The organism is Geodermatophilus sp. SYSU D00663 (genome assembly GCF_054050655.1).
Genome location: NZ_JBJGZT010000005.1, coordinates 59,897 through 77,072, shown reverse-complemented (window position 1 = coordinate 77,072; position 17,176 = coordinate 59,897). Strand labels below are relative to the sequence as shown.

The 17,176-nt window shown below is 74.0% G+C and carries 11 protein-coding genes; 3 read left to right on the top strand and 8 right to left on the bottom strand.

Annotated features, from left to right (window positions below; genetic code table 11):
* Positions 1–51: 51 nt before the first annotated feature.
* From ACI79Z_RS05490 to ACI79Z_RS05470, 5 genes are all read right to left on the bottom strand, one after another.
* The gene (locus ACI79Z_RS05490; protein ID WP_456901977.1) at positions 52–1,431 is read right to left on the bottom strand and encodes a hypothetical protein; all 1,380 of its coding nucleotides are present in this window, start codon (positions 1,429–1,431) and stop codon (positions 52–54) included.
* Positions 1,432–1,460: 29 nt separating this feature from the next.
* Positions 1,461–2,996 carry a S8 family peptidase gene (locus ACI79Z_RS05485; protein ID WP_456901976.1) on the bottom strand — a complete coding sequence of 512 codons (1,536 nt, stop codon included), beginning with the start codon at positions 2,994–2,996 and terminating at the stop codon, positions 1,461–1,463.
* Between the two features lie 203 nt (positions 2,997–3,199).
* A complete protein-coding gene (locus ACI79Z_RS05480) occupies positions 3,200–6,580 on the bottom strand; it encodes a M28 family metallopeptidase (protein ID WP_456901975.1) in 3,381 nt (1,126 codons plus the stop codon).
* A gap of 19 nt (positions 6,581–6,599) precedes the next feature.
* Positions 6,600–6,935: a hypothetical protein gene (locus ACI79Z_RS05475; protein ID WP_456901974.1), complete on the bottom strand. Its 336-nt coding sequence runs from the start codon at positions 6,933–6,935 to the stop codon at positions 6,600–6,602.
* A 44-nt stretch (positions 6,936–6,979) separates the two neighbouring features.
* Entirely contained in the window at positions 6,980–8,929 is a 1,950-nt protein-coding gene (locus ACI79Z_RS05470) for a S41 family peptidase (RefSeq protein WP_456901973.1), read from the bottom strand.
* Between the two features lie 174 nt (positions 8,930–9,103).
* Between ACI79Z_RS05470 and ACI79Z_RS05465 the strand changes: the two genes are divergently transcribed.
* Entirely contained in the window at positions 9,104–10,066 is a 963-nt protein-coding gene (locus ACI79Z_RS05465; RefSeq protein WP_456901972.1) for an endonuclease I family protein, read from the top strand.
* Positions 10,067–10,097: 31 nt separating this feature from the next.
* Here the strand turns inward: ACI79Z_RS05465 and ACI79Z_RS05460 are convergent, their stop codons facing one another.
* Together ACI79Z_RS05460 and ACI79Z_RS05455 are read right to left on the bottom strand one after the other, a co-directional pair.
* Complete coding sequence (locus ACI79Z_RS05460; RefSeq protein ID WP_456901971.1) at positions 10,098–11,033, bottom strand: hypothetical protein; 936 nt, start codon at positions 11,031–11,033, stop codon at positions 10,098–10,100.
* On the bottom strand, positions 11,030–11,404 hold the full coding sequence (locus ACI79Z_RS05455; protein WP_456901970.1) for a hypothetical protein: 375 nt from the start codon (positions 11,402–11,404) through the stop codon (positions 11,030–11,032). Before ACI79Z_RS05455 ends, ACI79Z_RS05460 begins: the two co-directional genes overlap by 4 nt.
* Before the next feature lie 1,194 nt (positions 11,405–12,598).
* On the opposite strand from ACI79Z_RS05455, the gene ACI79Z_RS05450 reads away from it, so the two are divergent.
* Both ACI79Z_RS05450 and ACI79Z_RS05445 read left to right on the top strand, forming a co-directional pair.
* Positions 12,599–13,297 (top strand): cupin domain-containing protein, encoded by a 699-nt coding sequence (locus tag ACI79Z_RS05450; RefSeq protein ID WP_456901969.1) that lies wholly within the window; start codon positions 12,599–12,601, stop codon positions 13,295–13,297.
* Positions 13,298–13,958: 661 nt separating this feature from the next.
* Positions 13,959–14,780 carry an AfsR/SARP family transcriptional regulator gene (locus ACI79Z_RS05445; RefSeq protein WP_456901968.1) on the top strand — a complete coding sequence of 274 codons (822 nt, stop codon included), beginning with the start codon at positions 13,959–13,961 and terminating at the stop codon, positions 14,778–14,780.
* Between the two features lie 97 nt (positions 14,781–14,877).
* Here the strand turns inward: ACI79Z_RS05445 and ACI79Z_RS05440 are convergent, their stop codons facing one another.
* A complete protein-coding gene (locus tag ACI79Z_RS05440; RefSeq protein ID WP_456901967.1) occupies positions 14,878–17,172 on the bottom strand; it encodes a glycosyltransferase in 2,295 nt (764 codons plus the stop codon).
* Between the last annotated feature and the right edge of the window lie 4 nt (positions 17,173–17,176).

Below are 17,176 nucleotides of genomic sequence, written 5' to 3'. Positions count from 1 at the left end.
GGCCACGTCCGGGCCGATCCGGCCGGTGCCGGTCGCCCGGCACGGGCATGGTCACGGACCCGCTCCGCTCTGCGGTGCCGGCGACGGGGAGGCGGCCTCCTCGGCCGGGAACGTCCGGGGGCTCACGACCGGAGCGGTGAGCATCGCCTCCAGCAGTGCGTTGGCGACCGCCCGGTTCCGGACGTCGCCGTGGCCGGTCACGTGCCGGTCGGCGAGCAGGTTGGTGATCCGCCGAGGGGCGAACCGGTACCGGGTCCCGTCGTCGCCGAGGGTGCGGCGGTCGGCCTCGGCGGTCGCCACGGCGCCGTTGGCGCCTAGGCCGCCGTAGGGGTCGTCGGCGTCGCCGAGCCCGCTGCTCGCCTGCCGGGCGAGCCGGGAGGCCACGGCGTAGGCGAGCAGGACCGCCCTGTCGTTGTGCGTGTGGGTGACCACGGCGGGCCCCACCAGCTGCGGGCCGGTGAGCAACCCGCGGAAGGCGCCCCGGGGGGTGGTGCTCCCGCTGAAGCCGCGGTGGCTGAAGGCGGCCTGCAGGAGGGTCACCGAGGCGATCGGCGCCTCGGTGCCGGCTGCCGCCGCGGTGACGACCCGGGCCCCGAAGGAGTGCCCGGCGAGGTGCAGCCGCGGCGGACCGGGCAGTCGGGAGAGCCGGGTGAGCAGCGGCGCGACACCGCGCGTGCCGACGCGGCCGGCACGGTCCTTCATCGTGTAGTAGGTGGTGAGGTTGAGCAGCTGCCGGGCTACCCGCGTGGGACCGAGGTCGCGCAGCGACAGGCCGGTCGCGGTGGTCCCGCTCGTCGTCAGGAAGTCGGGGGCCACTCCGGGCGGGAGGCCGGTGTCCGCACCCGGGACGCGGGCCGGCTCGGCTGACGCGTCGACGTCCAGCTCGGCCGCGCCGGCCTGCGCGAAGACCTCCTCGGGATCGCCGGCGCGCAGCGCGTCGGGGACGGGGTCGTCGTCCCCGACGTCCGGCTCGGGCGGGAGCAGGTCGCGCAGCCGGGCGAGGAACCGGTCCCGCGCCTCGCCCGAGGCGTCCAGCGCGCCGGCCAGCTCCCTGAGCTCGTCGGCGGCGGCCGGGTCCTCGACGCGCTCGGTGATCGCGTCGAGGAGCGCGGGCAGCTCGCCGGCGGCGGACAGTCCCCCACCGGCGACACGGTCGTCGTCGGCCCACCGGACGGAGGGCCAGAGCAGGCCGATGACCACCCACCGCCGGTTCGGCGCGCGGGTGCGGGCGAGGTCGGCGACGTTGTCGGCGAGCTCGGTGAACAGGCGCTCGGCGTCGGCGACGTCGTTGTTCCAGCCGTGCGCGATCAGCAGCACGTCGGTGGCGGGGTCGCGGCCGGACCGGACCAGCCGCAGCGCCCGGTCGACCTGGGCGTCGTGGGCGACCGCTCCCTGCTTCGTGAACTCGACCGGTGCGTAGGGCCACTTCACGGCATCCCCTCGGGGCGCTCGGTCCGGGGCTAGACGGACTGGATGGCGCGCATGGCGTCGACCAGGCCGGCGCCCTGGAAGTGCTTCGACCGCCCGATGTCGGTGGCGGTGTCCATCAGGGCAGCGCGCACCTGCTCGGGGTGGCCGATGAACTCGGGGTGGACCGACAGGAAGCCGGCCGCCACTCCGGACACGTGCGGAGCCGCCATCGAGGTGCCGGAGTTCTCGATGTACACCGAGTCCGGCAGCGCCTCCCGGGCCCGGACGGCGAGCTTCCCCGCAGCCGCACTGACGACCCGTTCACCGGGGGCGATCAGGTCCGGCTTCATCCGCCCGTCCCCGGTGGGTCCCTTCGAGGAGAAGTAGGAGACGCCGTTCTGGTGCGGCGAGCAGGAGGTGGACCCGACCGTGAGCGCGAGCGCGGCGTTGCCCGGGTCGTTGATCGTCATGTCGAACCCGAGGCGGAACACGTTGTTCTGGGGGTCGCGCGCGTAGCCGTAGCCGGAGTTCCCCGCGGCCACCACGACGACCACCCCGGACCGGACCAGCCGGTCGACCTCCCGGCACACGGGCGTGAGCCCCGTGGCGAACCAGGTCGGGTCGAACGGGTGGCCGACGGAGACGTTCACCCCGTGGACGACGAGGTCGCGCCCGCCGTCGTTGAGCGTGTTGACGTACTGCAGGGCCGCGATCAGCCCGGTGATGTCGCCGGACTCGTCGGGCCGGAGCACCTGGCAGGACAGGAGCCGGCACTCGGGCGCCATGCCGGCGATCGACGGCAGCCGGAGCGGGGCGACCTGCACGCTCCCGGCGCTGTCGCGGTACCAGGTGGTGGCGGTGATGGAGCCGCCCTCGGGCGCCACCATCTCCCCGGCCAGGATCCCCGCCACGTGGGTCCCGTGGCCCGACTCGTCGACCAGCGCCATCTTGTCGTCGGCGTCCACGAAGGACTTGTGCGGCAGCCCGTCGAGGTTGCCGTGCGCGGCGAAGTGCGGGTGGTCGCCCTGGATGCCCGAGTCCAGGACGGCCCAGACCAGGCCCCGGCCGGTCGCCCGGAAGGAGCGCTGCGCCGCCTGGGCCTTCGTCGTCACGACCGAGCGGTAGATGAGGGCAGAGATCTGGAAGTTGGGCCAGAGCCGGTGGATCGCCCCGCGTGGCGCCCGGCCCGGCTCGTCCGGTGGGTCCGCCGGGCCGGCGTCGAAGCGGACGAGCTCCTCGATCACGGACGCCGGGAGGGTCACCGTGAGGTAGCTGCCGTTGTCGGCGATCTCGTCCTGGCGGACGCCGGCCACCTCGCCCAGGAGCTGGGTGACCCGGGTGCGGGCCGCGGGGATGCCGCCCTCGTACCGGGTGCGCAGCTCGATCATCACGCCGATCGGGCCCCCGTGGTCCATCAGTTCCCGCAGCGGTTTGGAGACCACCGAGTCCATCACCAGCTCCGGTGACGTCGGCACCTGCCACGTGCGGGCCCCCGGCGTACCGGGCACGTACCCGTCGGGGTCCCGGACCGGGCCGTACTCCGACGGGAACTGCGGGACGCCGTCCCATCTCGGGGGTTCGGTCACGGTGCCTCCCCATGACGTCTGCGGCGCGGCCCTCGGTGGCGGCGGACGGTAGGGACGGGGCATCACCGTGCCGTCACCCCTGCGTCAACGCGCAGGTCGACGCCGGGATCCGGGGCCGCGCCGAGCCGCGGGCGCGGCGGACACCCCACGACCGGCGCTCGACCGCCGGGCCGACCGTCGGCGCCGCCGCGCCGGGGAGCCGCTCAGGTCAGCTGGTGCAGCCGGGCCTCCACCCTGGCGATGACCGGCTCGGCCACCCGGCGTGCCTGGAACAGCTTGAGCATGTTGTCCTGCGCCGTGCGCGCGTCGGCCCGCTTGCCCATCTCGACGGCGCAGGCGCTGTAGACGTCGGCGACCCGTTCGTACTGGATGTGGCCCAGGGCGTCGGCCGCCGCCTCGAACTGCTCCACGACCGGCCGCAGCCCTCGCTCGACCTCGTCGGGTTCGGGGTCCAGCACCCGGACCGCGGCCGAGTCAGCGCTGAGCACCTTGAAGGGACGGGCGAGCGGCACGGTCCGCGCGGTCCTGAGGTATAGCGACACCGGGTGCTGGACGCCGAGGTCGTCGGCGACCTCGCCGAGCAGCGCGTCGACGTCGTCGATCGTGCGGGTGCCCCCGACGGCGAGGACCCGCCCCACCGGGGCGGTGAACAGCCTCCCGGCCGACGCCCGGTGCTCCTCGGAGCGCGGCGACCGCACGGTGAGGGTGGTGACCGCGGGCGCCGTCGACCCGTCCCGGTTGACCCAGCAGGCCTCGATCCGGTACCTGCCCGGCTCCTTGAACGGGAAGCCGAACTGCCCCATCGTCAGGTTCACCGACTCGTAGCGGGACTCCTGCGGGGCCAGGACCTCCATCCGCGGCCGCGCGCAGGCCCGGTAGAACGGCAGGAAGGGACGCCGCTCGCCCGACGGGCCGGTGACCGCGAGCTCCACCGTGCCCACGGCCGGGTCGAGATCGGTGCGCGCCAGCACCGGCTCGTTCCCGACGTTGCGCAGCCGCAGTTCGCAGAACACGGCCTCGCCGTACTCGACCGCGCTGCTGGGCAGGCGCAGCGCCAGCTGCAGCCGCGTGTCGAGCGTCCCGCGGCCGGCCCGCCCGTGGTTGTGGAACCACGCCTCGTTGCCCATCTGCACGAACCGCGCGGGGGCGTGGCGGAGGAAGAGGTTCTCGCCGTCGTCAAAGCGGAAGCGGAACCGGTCGTAGAACCAGGTGGCGTTCAGCCCCGCGCCCGGACTGGCCTCGTCGGGGTAGTTCATCCAGGACAGCGACCGGGGGGCGTCGACCAGCGGCATCCAGGGAGGCGCCGGCCAGGGCCCGCTGCCCGGCTCCCCCAGCACCGCCTGCTTCTGGAACGAGTGCGCGAGGTTGAACGCGTGCCCGGTCTCGTGCACCAGGTCGAAGAACAGCTCCCGGCGCGCCGCCTGCGCCGCGGGCGGGTTCGCCTGGGGGTAGGCGCCGCCCTCGGTGTGGAAGTGCGGGCTGCGGGTGAACAGGGCGGTGCCCTGCCGGTCGACACCGCCCGGCTCGTCGATGTCACCGTCGAACATCACGCCGCCGAGGCCGTCGCTGTCGGCGAGCTCGGCGTGGAAGACCCACATCTTCCACTGGGGCACGGTGGCGTAGGCGCTCCAGTGCGAGGCCATCGCGTCGTGCAGCTCCTGGTAGTTCCACCGCCCGTTGCCGCCCGCGGTCGACGTGTCGATCGTGTTCGACCCGCTCGACCGGGTGATGCGGATGCCGGCCCGGGCGAACGCCCGCTCCAGGGTGAGGTCCTCCCGCGGCAGGTCGGCGGGGCGGTCGGGGTGCAGGTGGGTGTCGTAGGGCTCCGCGGCGACCGCGCCGTCCTCGACGTCGACCTCGACCTCGACCTCGCGGAACCACCGGGACACCTGGCGGGCCCGGTAGGGGCCGAACCTCGTGCCGGTGGCGGCCACGAAGACCACCTCGGCCACCGGTGGTGCCGCCGGCCGGTGCCGGAGGAGACCGATCTCGAGGCGGTCGACGACCAGGGCACCCCAGGGCAGCACGAGATCGGTCACCACGAGGTCGTGGCGGTGCAGACCCGGGGTCTCCGCGGTGACCCGGCCGATGAAGTGGGCGGGTGGGCCCGGTGACGCGGCACTGATGAGGACGGTCCCGCTGACCACCCCGAGCGGATCGGTCCCGTCGACGTCGACGTGCAACGTGAACCGGGGCCTGCGCAACTGCTGCCGGCCCTCGCGGTCGAACGCGAGGTCGGTGAGGACCGGCTGCGTGTCGTCCTCGGGCTCGGCGCGGTCGGCGACACCACCGTTGAACGCGTAGCGGCCCGACAGCTGCCGCAGCAGCGGCCCCGGTGACGACTCGAGGAGCCCGAGCTCCTGGAGTTCGGTGGATGCGGTCACGGTCGGTCCTCCCTCGTTGCCCAGCTCGGCGGCGATCGCGGCGACGTTCATCCGCACGATCTCCGTGGCGAGTCCGACGTCGATGCGGTCGTCGGTGTCGGCGGCGGTGTGCACGGCGGCGTTGGCCCGGTCGGAGGCCTCGATGGTGAGGACGGCGGGGATGCCCGCCCTGATGAAGGGCACGTGGTCGCTGGCGAACGGGTCGAGCGACGTCTGCACCGTCAGTCCGGTGTAGGTGGCGGCCGCCTCGGCCAGCCGGTCCATCAGGGGCTGCGCCGGCACGGCGCCCTCCAGGAGCACTCCGGGCTCCGGGGTGTTGCGGCAGCCGATCATGTCCATGTTGACGACGGCGGGGATGCGGGACCGCTCGGCCGGGTCGAGGGCGGCGACGTAGGCGGTGCTGCCGTGCAGGCCCTGCTCCTCGCCGCCGAACAGGACCAGCCGCAGGTCGTGGGTCGCCGGGTGGTCGTGCAGGACGCGGGCGATCTCCAGGACCCCGGCGCTGCCGCTCGCGTTGTCGTCGGCTCCCGGCGCCGGCGCGAGCGGGCCTCCACGGGTGTTGACCGAGTCGAGGTGCGCGGTGGCGAGCACGGTCCGCCGCGGTCCCGGGCCCGTCCCGTCGCGGTCGGCGACGAGCGAGACGGTGTCACTCCCGCCGGGCAGCGGCACGGGGACGACGGCAGTGCGGTAGCCCAGGGCATCGAGACGGTCCCGCGCCCAGGAGATCGCCTCGGCCAGGCTCGGGCTCGTCGAGTGCCGGGTGGGGAGGGCCGCGAGCGTGCGGATGTCGGCCCCGAGGGCGCTCGCGTGGACGCGCTGCACGAGGTCGGCGATCCACGGCACCGGGGCGCGCCGCGCGGCGGCTGCGGCCGGCCGGGTGACGACCGCGGCGTCGACCGGCAGTGGCCGCACGCGGTAGCCGCAGGCGGGGTCGAGCCGATCACGCCATGCCGCGGGGACGTCGATGACGAGATACCGGCCGGCGTCGAGCGCCACCGGCACGTCCGGGTGGTCGTCGAGGAACCGGGTGCCGAGCTGGGTGACCAGCCGCAGCTCCCCGGCCGCTCGCTCTGCCGCCCCTGCACCCAGCGCCCCGTCGGGTCCCCACCACAGCACGCGGTCGCCGAACGTCGTCCGGTGCACACCACGGCGGCCGGTCGGAACGGGGTGGGCCGCCGCGGCGGTGACCAGGTACTCCATGTCGCCCCTCCCCGGTGGGTCAGGTGTCCAGCAGGTCGGCGAGGGCGTCGCGGGCGGAGGACCGCGTGCCGCCGTCCAGCCGCACGAACCTCCCGCCCGCCGAGCACGTCAGGGTCGCCGCGGGCGTCTGGTCGAGGTAACGGCCGACCCACTCGCCGAGGTCGGCGCCGGCGCCGCGGTCGTCGAGCGCGACGACGGCGACGGGAGGCGAGACCGGCGTCGTCCGCGCCTCGGGCCGGACGGCGGGTACCGGCACGAACACCGTCGCTCGTCCCTCTAGCTCGACGGCCAGACCCGTGACGGCGCGCGTCAGGTCCTGCTCCGACGACTCGAGCACGACGAGCAGCTGGTCCATGTCCACCCTCGCGATCCGGTCCTCACCGGCGACGTCGTCCTCCCTCAGACGCGCAGCGTCCGGGCGGCGACCAGGGCTCCGGCGGCGAACCCCTCGACCCGCACGACGCGCGCGCCGGGGGCGCCGTCGACCGTGAGCGTCCGGTGCCCGTCGGACACATCGGTACTGGCCCGCGGCCGGTCGTCGACGTGGATGTCGAGCCGGTCGGTGCCGACCACGTCGACCTCGAGCGTGAGCGTGCCGCCGGCCAGGGACGCGGTGACGTAGAGCCGCCGGCGGGGCATGCCGGCGAGGACCTCCCCGGCGTGCTCCATCAGGTCGGGGTTGCCCTCCAGCACGTCGCGGCGGGTCATCTCGTGCCGCTCGTCCGGCGTGATGCCCAGGTCCTCCACCGGCGTCCCCGCCAGCGCGCCGACCCGCAGCGTGCGACGCATCGACACGCGCATGTCCGCCTGCTTCGGCAGGGCGACGTAGGGGTTGTCCGGGTTCGGCGCCGGCAGGTCGAGCAACTGCTTGAGCAGTCCGTGGGTCCACACGTTGGCCCCGCCGGCGCCGGTGTTGTCGTCCACCCCGAGGACCTTGCCGATCCCGTGGTCCTGGAAGCCCGCGGCGAAGATGTCGGTCGCCGAGTAGCAGCGGGCGTCGGTGACCAGGACCACCGGCCCGACGTAGCGCTGCCCGATCGCGTTGGCGCCGGCCTCGGGCGTGAGCGGGAACCCCGCGGAGAAGATCGAGCCGGTCTGCACCGCCTGCTCCATGGAACGGACCCACGGCCCCAGGTCGATGCCGATGGGGTTGCTCGCGTGCTGGCGGGTGATTGCGAGGTTCAGCGGCGTGCAGATGAACTGCACCGGCTCCGGGGCGATCCTCCGCGGGGTGAGCGTCTGCAGGGTGAACTCGCTGGCGAAGATGTGCCCGCCGCCGTTGCCGCGCACGTCCAGGATCAGCCCCTCCTGCGGCAGCAGCTCCACCAGGCGCACGAACTCGGCGACGAAGGCGTCCGGGTCCGGGACGTTGAACCGGAAGACGCGCAGGTGGCCGAAGGTCCCTGAGCTGGTGACGACGCTGCGGGCCTTGAAGACCAGCGGCATGGACGTCGGGACGTCGGCCCCGGGCGCGGCCGGCTCGGTCGACAGGTCGACGCCCTCGGCACCGAACTGCTGCTCGACCGCCCTCGGGGCGTAGAGGAGTGCCTGGGCGCGGCCGACCTCGTCGGTGAGCAGGTCCAGGCCCAGGGACGCGGCTGCCGGGGTGACGGCGTCGGCGTCGGCCATCGGCGGGACGTTGGGGGCCACCAGCCACGGCACCCGCAGCTCACGGCGCACCCCGTCGGCGTCGAGGTAGGTGACGGTGACCCACTCCTCGTCCGGCGGCAGGTGCAGCCTCAGCGGCCGGATGGTCAGCGACTCGATGCCACGGGCCAGCCGCGCGGGGCGGTTGCTTCCGGCGAAGCGGTCGGCGGCGACCGCCACCGCCCGCTCGATCGGGACGCCGTTCCAGTAGAGGACCTCCACACCGACGCGGAAGGTCGGGTCGCTGATCCCCGGCGCCAGCTTGCTGACGATGTACTGCCGCCTCGTTCCCTCGACGCACCGCTCGACCTGGAACGGCAGGTAGGCGACCTGGCCGGCGAAGGGCGCCGGCAGCAGGTAGTTGGTGTGCAGGTCGCGGACCGAGTGGAAGATCTCGGAGAGCTCGGCGTGGAACACCCGTTCGGGATCCATCGTGGCGTCCGTCTGCTGCCCCAGCCGCGCCCGCAGCAGCCGCAGCCGCTGCACCGGGTCCACCGCGTGCATCGCCGACTTCAGGGGCAGGTGGACGTAGTTGTCCTCCATGAGCAGCAGCGCCTGGTCGACCAGCACGACGCGCTCGGCGTGGGTCAGCGTCCCCGCCGTCGCGATGAACTCGTGCAGCGGCACCGAGCCCGCCAGCGCGGCCTCGCCCGTACCGAGCTGGATCGTCAGCTCCACCGGCAGGGCGTCGTCAGCGGCCACGTCGTCCAACGCCTGTCGCGGTCGGAGAACGGCCACGCGGGAGGTCTGCGTCATGGGCCGAGGTGTAGCGGCAGGGGCGTCACCGCGGCGTCACCACCGGCGGGCCCGACCGGGGTCCCGGTCGCGAGATGGGCGTTGACACCGCCGTGACGGGACGGGTGTAGGTGGTGCGGGGTGGGCACGGATGTGGGCATCGAGGTGTCGGGGCTGACGGCGGCCGACGTGGAGGCCTCCCTGGCCGAACTCGCGGGAGCCCGGGACCGGGTGTACTACGACGCCGAGGCCGACACCGCGGCCGCCGACCGCTACTACAGCGGGGTCGCACTCGCGCAGTACGCCGACCTGGTGACGCGTTCACACGCGCGCCGGCCCGCGTACAAGCCGGCACGGGAGTTGTACCCGTGGGTGGACCTGCAGCCCTCCGGGGTGCTGCGCAGCCTGTACACCGGTCACGTGTGGGAGCCGGAGGCGCTGATCCGCGCCGATCTGGACATCGCCCGGGCCCGCGCCCGGGAGCTGACCACCCGGCTCGCCGGCCTGGACGCGCCGGCCGATGCCGCGGTGACGGCGGAGGTGGCGGCCGCGGTGGAGGCGGCGTTGCCGTTCAACTGCGAGCACGTGGTCCCGCAGAGCTGGTTCGCCAGGCGGGAGCCGATGCGCGGCGACCTGCACCACCTGTTCGCCTGCGAGGCCCGCTGCAACAGCTTCCGGGGCAACACCCCGTTCGCCGAGTTCGCGGACTTCCCCGAGCCCCCCACGGTGAGCGCACCACCACGGGTGGTGCGGGATGAGTGCGGCAAGAGCGAGGCGAACGGGTTCGAGCCGGCGCACGGCAAGGGAGCGGCTGCGCGGGCCGTCCTCTACTTCCTGCTCCGCTATCCCGGGGAGATCGAGCCCGGCGAGATGCCGCCGCCGCGGCGGCGGGTGCTGCTGGACTGGCACGAGCAGGAGCCGGTCACCGAGTGGGAGCGGCACCGCAACGCCGCCGTCTTCGACCGCCAGGGGAACCGCAATCCCTTCATCGACCGTCCCGCGCTGGCCCGGGACCTCCTGGCCACGACGCCGTCGTCGGACGGTGGGGAAGCCCCCGGGCCCGGGGCGGACGACCGGCCTGCTCCCCGGGTGAGCCGTGGCTGAACGGCACCGGTGCTGCGTACGGTGCCCGTCCTCACGGAGGGTCGTTGAGGAAGCGGAACTGCAGCCGCACCGAGTCGTCCATGGGCACCATCAGGGTGGAGTTGCTGGCGTCCCACCTCTCGGGGACGAGGAACACCCTGTCCTCGCCCTGGATGAGCAGCCGCAGGTCTCGGTACCGGTAGTGGAACGTCTGCCCCTCGCTCGGCTCCAGCGCAGTCTCGCGGACGCCGCTGGAGGACAGGTGCAGCCGCTCGGTGGTGTCGAGGATGACGGCCGGGAGGCGGTCCATGTGCCGCGCCACCTCACGCGCCGCGCCCCGGCCGGACCACTCCGCGAAGGTCGCCGTGGCCCAGAAGACGCTGATCACCAGGAGCACGGACAGGACGACGGTCACCAGCCCCGACGGCATCTTCCCCCGCTCCAGCATCCGCGCGATCCGCCGTCCGTAGAGCGCCAGTCCGGTGCCGGCCGCCATGAGCAGCGGTGTCACGAGGGCGTAGTACGCCCAGTCGCCTGCCAGCGGGAAGGCGAGGAGGAGCAGTACGCCGACGAGCAGGACGGCGTCTCCGGTGACGACGGCGGCGCGAGCTCTCCGGCTCCCCCGGTCCACGCGGTCCCGCCCGGGCGCGGCCACCTTCGGGTCGGCGTCCTTCGCCTCTGCGAGAGCTGCCTGCACGCGGCGGTGCACCCGCTCGTGGACGACCGCGACCACGACGGCCAGGAGCGCCAGGACCAGCAGCGGGGTCAGCAGCGGCTCCGGGCTGCGCATGACGTAGTCCTGCGTGCTGAGCCCGATCGTGTCGACGTCGACGCCGAAGTACAGGTACCGCGCTCGTGAGGAGGCGTAGCCGAAGTAGAAGAGCAGCGCGGTGAGGACGCTGAGCGGCGCGACGACCTGCGCGACCGATCCCGCGACCTGCCCGAGCCGGCTGAGGGACGTCGCCGGATCGGGGAGCGGGGAGGTCATCCCGACTGCTCGGGCGGGGAGAGTGCGATGTCCTGGTCGTCCGTCTCGATGCTGGTGGCGAGTGCCGTGCAGGGTGGATCCAGGTCCGCCGGACACTGCAGTCGACCGCTCAGCCGGAGGAGCGCCGAGTCCGGTTCCGGAGCCGGCTCTGCCGGTTCGTCAGCCACCGGGACGTCGTAGTGGACGGCGACGATGCACGTCTCCCGATCGTTCGGGTCCGTGTTCCCGGAGGTGAAGACGAACCCCTCGCACGGCGGTCCTCCTGTGTTCGAGCACCCGTCCTCCTTCACGGTGAACGCCTCGTCGGTGACGACAGGAGTGCCCACCTCGATCTGGACGCCGGGCGGGAGCTGCGTGCCCAGGTAGCTCACGGACACACACAGGTCCGATGCGCCGTCGTTCTCGACGGGGCCCCCGATCGGCAGTCCGACCGCATCGATCTCTGGCCTCTCCTCCGCCGGCGGCTCGGGGGCCTCCGGACCCGTCTGCTCGGGTGGAGGCGGTGGCGCTGCCGGCTCGGGCGGAGGCGGGGGCGGAGGCGGGGGCGGAGGCGGAGTGGTCGTCTGCGGAGGAGGCGGAACCGGAGGCGCCGGCGAGTCCGGCTCGGCTTGCGGCTGTGGGGAGCCGGGTGCCGGGGCACTCGGTCCGGTCGGCGACTCGCCCGGTGTCCCGTGCTCCGAGGCGTCCGGATCGGCCGGTTGTCCGGGCGGAGGGGAGCCCGGATCGGTCGGCGGCTCCCCCGGTGTCCCGTGCTCCGAGGCGTCCGGATCGGCCGGTTGTCCGGGCGGAGGGGAGCCCGGATCGGTCGGCGCCGGCACGGGTGTCGGCGCCGGCGCGGACGACGTCGTCGTGGCCGGAGCGGCACCCGGGTCGCTGTCGTCCCCGCCACCGCCGCAACCGGCGACGACCATCAGCGCCACCACGGCCCCGGACACCATCCCGGTACGCGACCTCGACATGCCGTCACCCCGGCCGTGGCTGCCGCACCGGCGGCCGAGCGCCGGCACCGTGACCCGACGCCCAGGGCAGCGCCGAGGCCGCGTGCATCGCTGACCCCAGCGGCGGGTGGACGCATCCGTCACCCGACAGCAACGGCGCCTGATCGACCAGCACGACACGCTCGGTGGAGGTCGACGTCCGTGCCGCCGGGACGAGCTCGTGCAGCGGGGCCACACACGTCACCGCACCCCCGCCCGCACCGACCTGGACGGTCGGCTCCACCGGCAGGGGATCCTCGGCGGCCACGTCGGTTGCTGCCCGTCGCCGCTCGTGAACGCCCACGCAAGAGGTCAGCGGCATGGGCCGAGGTGTAGCGGCAGTGGCGTCACCACCGCGTCACCGTCACCGCACCTCTGCCGCAGGAGCGGCACCGGAGAGAGTGCTCGAGTCGGCGACCGCCAGTCGGCGCGCGAGGGACTTCGAGGACACCATCGCGGCGCACGGCCTCGGCAGGGGGTTCGCCGGTCCCTGGGCATCCCCAACGGGCTTCGGGGCCGACAGCGTTCGCGCCGAGCCGCTACCGGCGCCGCGGCAGCCCTCGAACCCGGGCAACGCCTCAACAAGGCGTGCTGCCAGGGCAACGCCGTCGGGAGCGGCTCGAGCGACCGCGTGTGCATCAGCCGGAGTCCGACGAGGACCCGAACCGCCGACGTCCGTACGCCGATCGGGGTGCGACAGGGCCGTGCCAGCACGGTCGGGCCGGTCCTCCGGCAGGAGGAGCTGGGGCGGCTCGTCGCTCAGGAGGTGACGTGCCGGTGACGGGTCTGCGATCACACTCCGGGGATGGTGGGGGTGGGTGTCCCGAGGGCGCGGCCGACGACCCCGACCCCGAGCAGGGACACCGGGGCGGTAGCGCTCGAGGAGGGCGTGTGGACGGAGCAGAGACCAGGGAGCTCCCCGCGTCTGCGGACTACCTGGCCCCCGACGGCTCGGAGGTCCGCCTGCTCGTGACGGGCACCCGCGGTGGAACAGCGCACTTCACGCTCCCGGCCGGAACCGTCTCCCGTGCGATCGAGCACCGCACGGTCGAGGAGCTCTGGTACGTGGTGAGCGGGTATGGACAGATGTGGCGCCGGCCCAGCACAGCGCCGGACGGAGTGGTGGACCTGCGCCCCGGCGTCTCGTTGTCCATACCCGCCGGGACAACGTTCCAGTTCCGAGCACGGGACGGGGAACCGCTCACCGCCGTCGCCACCACCATGCCGCCGTGGCCAGGCGAGGACGAAGCCCAGCCCAGGGAGGGTGTCTGGCGTCCGACTGCGTGACCGTCCGCGTCCCGGCGGGCGGGGTACGAGCCCGTCGGCCCAGCTCCGCGGGAGGGACGCAGGGGCCGAGGGGAGTCTCGGCCGACGCCTGTCGTGACCCGAGCTCCTGGTGTGACGACGAGGCAGTGGATGCCGGCACACCGCGCTGTTGCCGCGGCTCGCCCGTGGCGCCCCCTCGCCACCGCAGCACGGGCCGGGAGTCGGCGTGATGACGTTGCAGCAACGGTCGGATGTCGATGGGGCGTCGGGCGCCGCGAAGACTGCGGACATGACCGGGACCGGTGGCCACCGAGTGCTGACCGTATCGCTGTGGGAGCACGCCGGTGTGTCCGTGGCACGCCTCCGCTGCTGGCCGCCCACGGCACAGGAGGATCCAGGGCGAGTCGTCGCAGGCCGGCGCGCGATACTCGCCGCCATCGACCACTGGCTCACCCAGACGTGCTCGGACACTCACGAAGAGTGAGAGGACGCGCCGCCCGCCTACCGGCATTGACGATCCGTTGACGGGCCACCACCAACGTCACCTCATACCTTCCCGTCATGAGGAGGCGTCATGGCCAGCCGCTCCGCCGCTCCCCCGGCCGCCGGTCTCGTCACCGATGAGCCAGTGACGTCAGGGGCAGCCGTCCCGTCAGCCGAGACCGCGCGGGCCCCGGCTCCGGTGCGCCTGAGGCTCCTCGACGGCTTCGAGCTGCTGCGCGGCGACCAGGCCGTCGGCCTGGCCCTCCCACCCCAGCGGGTCCTGGCGCTCCTGGCACTGAGCGGGCGGACGCTGCACCGGGAGTACGTCGCCGAGACCCTGTGGGGTGACCGCGATCAGCAGCGGTCCGCGGCGAGCCTCCGTTCCGCACTCTGTCGGCTGCGCGACATCCCGGGGGTGGTGCACGTGAACCGGGTGCACCTGAGACTCGACGATCTCGTCCGGGTGGACGTCCGGGACCAGGAGACCCTGGCCCGGCGGCTGCTCGCGGCCGACGTGCCTTCCGGGCCACCGGCGGAGGTGCGGGTCGACCCCGCGGCCTGCGCGCGGTCGCTCGACCGAGACCTGCTGCCGGACTGGTACGACGACTGGACGATCATCGAGCGGGAACGGTTGCGCCAGTTGCGGATAGGGGCTCTGGAACAGCTGAGCCACCACTGGCGGCACGCCCGCCGCTTCGGCCTGGCGGTGGACGCCGCACTCGCCGCGATCCGGGCCGAACCGATGCGGGAGGCGGCCCACGCGGCGCTCATCGAGGCACACCTGGACGCCGGCAACCGGGCGGAGGCGCTGCGCTGCTACGAGTTCCTCACGATGATGCTGGACGAGGAGCTGGGACTGAGGCCCTCGCCCGCGCTGCAGGACCGGGTCGCCGAGGTCCTCATGACGGACCGGCAGCTGCCGGTCGACCGGGGTCTGCGTCGGGCCACCCCATCGGCGCGGGCCACGTCCGGCGACTCCCGTCCTCAGCCGACCCGGCCGGCTCTCCCCATCCGTCGGTGACGCGGACCCGGTGCGCCAGGGCCCTGGACCGACCCGGGGACGCAGGAGCACCAGGTGCTCGTCCCCTGGCCAGGGACACGCCGGTGCGGCGCGGCGATCAGGCCGATCCCCGCCCGAGCGCCTGGTAGAAGGACAGGTCGGCGCCCAGCAGGGCTTCCACGTCGCCCACGGGCTCCGGCGCCCAGCACGCACCCCGGCCGGTCTTGGTCACGCTGTTCCCGGCGTGGACGAGCGCGACGACGCAGTCGTGGTCGCTGACGTCGACGATCGTGCGCACGGCCGATCGCCAGACGAACTGGCTGTCCTCGCCCGCGGCCACTGGGGGGAAGGGGGATCGCAGCCACAGCTCCCGGCTGAACACCAGGCTCGTCCCGGCCGCCCACTGCCGCCGCTGGGGCGGCCAGCTGTACCGCCACGCCCGGCGCCGGACGGGGTCGTAGAAGCGCAGTCGCCGCATGCCGCAGACGTCGGCGCCGGCGTCGAGGAGGCGGTCGACCTGGACCGTCAGCCGATGCGGTGACTGCCAGTCGTCGTCATCCCAGTGCGCCAGGATGTCGCCGGTCGCGAGCTGGCAGGCGCGGTTGCGCTTGGCCCCCAGGACCATCCCGTGCTCCAGCCGGTGGTACCGGATCGTCGGGTGGGCGGGGACGAGGTCGGCCACCGGCTCCGGCCCGTCGTCCAGGATGACCAGCTCGGCGGCGGGATAGTCCTGCCGGAGGAAGTACCTCACCGCCTGCGGCACGAAGGCAGGGCGGCCACGGGTGGGCATGAGGCAGGAGACCAGCGGGCGGCTGCCGCTGTGCTGGTCCGCCACGGGAGCGGCCGGGCTCAGCGCGCGGTAGAAGGCGCGGTCTGCGGCGCTCATCCCCGGGACGTCGACGGCGAGCCAGCCCGCGGGGTCGAGGAACCGGCCGCACGGCACGCGCCAGCTGTTCCCGCCGTGGCGGACGTACACGTAGAGGTCCCGCCCGCTCAGGGCCGCGAGCCGCGCACCGCCGCGGATGGCGCGGTTGAGGAAGTCGGCGTCCTCTGCCAACGAACGGTCGGGGAAGCGGGCCAGCTGCTCCCACACCCACCGCCGGAAGGCCAGCGTGCCGCCGTAGACGTCGTGGGCCAGCATGCGGCGTTGCAGGTCCTCGGTCAGCCGCCAGCCCCGCCAGCCCAGCAGGTCGAACCAGGTCAGGTCGTTGAGGCCGGTGACGTCAGCCTCCCCGTCCAGCAGGGGGGCGACCTGCCGGCTGAGGCGGTCGGGACCGTGCCAGTCGTCGTCGTCCCACTCCACGAGGATGTCGCCCCGGGCGACTGAGCACGCGTGGTTGCGCAGCTGACCGATGCTGCGCGCTCCGACGGTCGGGACCAGGCGGATCCGCGGGTCGTCCGGCAGCAGTGCGGCCAGCCCCGGCGACGCGTCCTCGACGACCAGCAGTTCGCTGTCCGTCCGGCCCTGCCGCAGGAAGTACTCCGCGGCGCGTGCGGCGAGGACCGGGCGCCCACGGGTCGGCATGATGCAGGAGATGAGGGGGCCGTTCTCGGTCACGCGCGGGGTCGCTGCCCGACGACGCGTGCCAGCACCCGCGCCGAGGACCGTCGCCGCACCGGCCCCGCCGGGAACCGGCCGGCTCACCCGGACGAGCCCCGCGGGCGCGAAGTGCTCGCAGGCCTCGCCGAGGCAGTGCGCCCGGTAGGCCGACGTCTCGCCCCGCAGCCGCAGTCCGCAGAAGCGGTCCTGGTAGAGCTGCCGGTTCCGGGCCAGCAGTGCCTCCTCGTCCCGGAGCCGCTGCGCGGTGGTCGGCGGGCGGAAGACCCACGCCCCGGCCACCCAGAGGCCGGTGAAGCCTGCGCGCGCGGCGCGGATGTTGTAGTCCATCTCCCAGCACGGGCCGGCGCCGTAGGCCGGATCGGCCTCCCCGACGACGTCGACGACCTCCCTGCGCACCGCGTAGCAGAAGTCACCGAGGGAGTGCAGCGGGGCGAGGCTGCGCGCCGCGGGGCCGAAGCGCTGGAGCACCCGGGCCGCGTCCCGGCGGACCGAGCCGGGATCGGCCCCGCTCGCGCGGGCCGCGGCCTGCTCGTTCCACGCGCGGTTGGTGGAGGGCCCGGCGAGCCCGCAGCCCGGTCGTCGCAACGCGGCCAGGAGGAGGTCCAGCCAGCCCGGGCCGACCAGCACACCGCACTCGAGCAGCACGACGACGTCGGCGGTGCTGCCGGTGACGAGCCGGGTGAACGCTGCCGCGCCCCCGCGCGCGGTCTCCCAGCGGGGCAGTGTGCCCAGACGGGTACCGACCACGGCCTGGTCACCCGCGGCCGGCAGATGGCTCGTCGGTCCGGTCAGGAGCACGACCTCCACCGCCGGGTCGGTGTGCGCGTCCAGGAACGCCAGCGTGCGGAGCACCGCG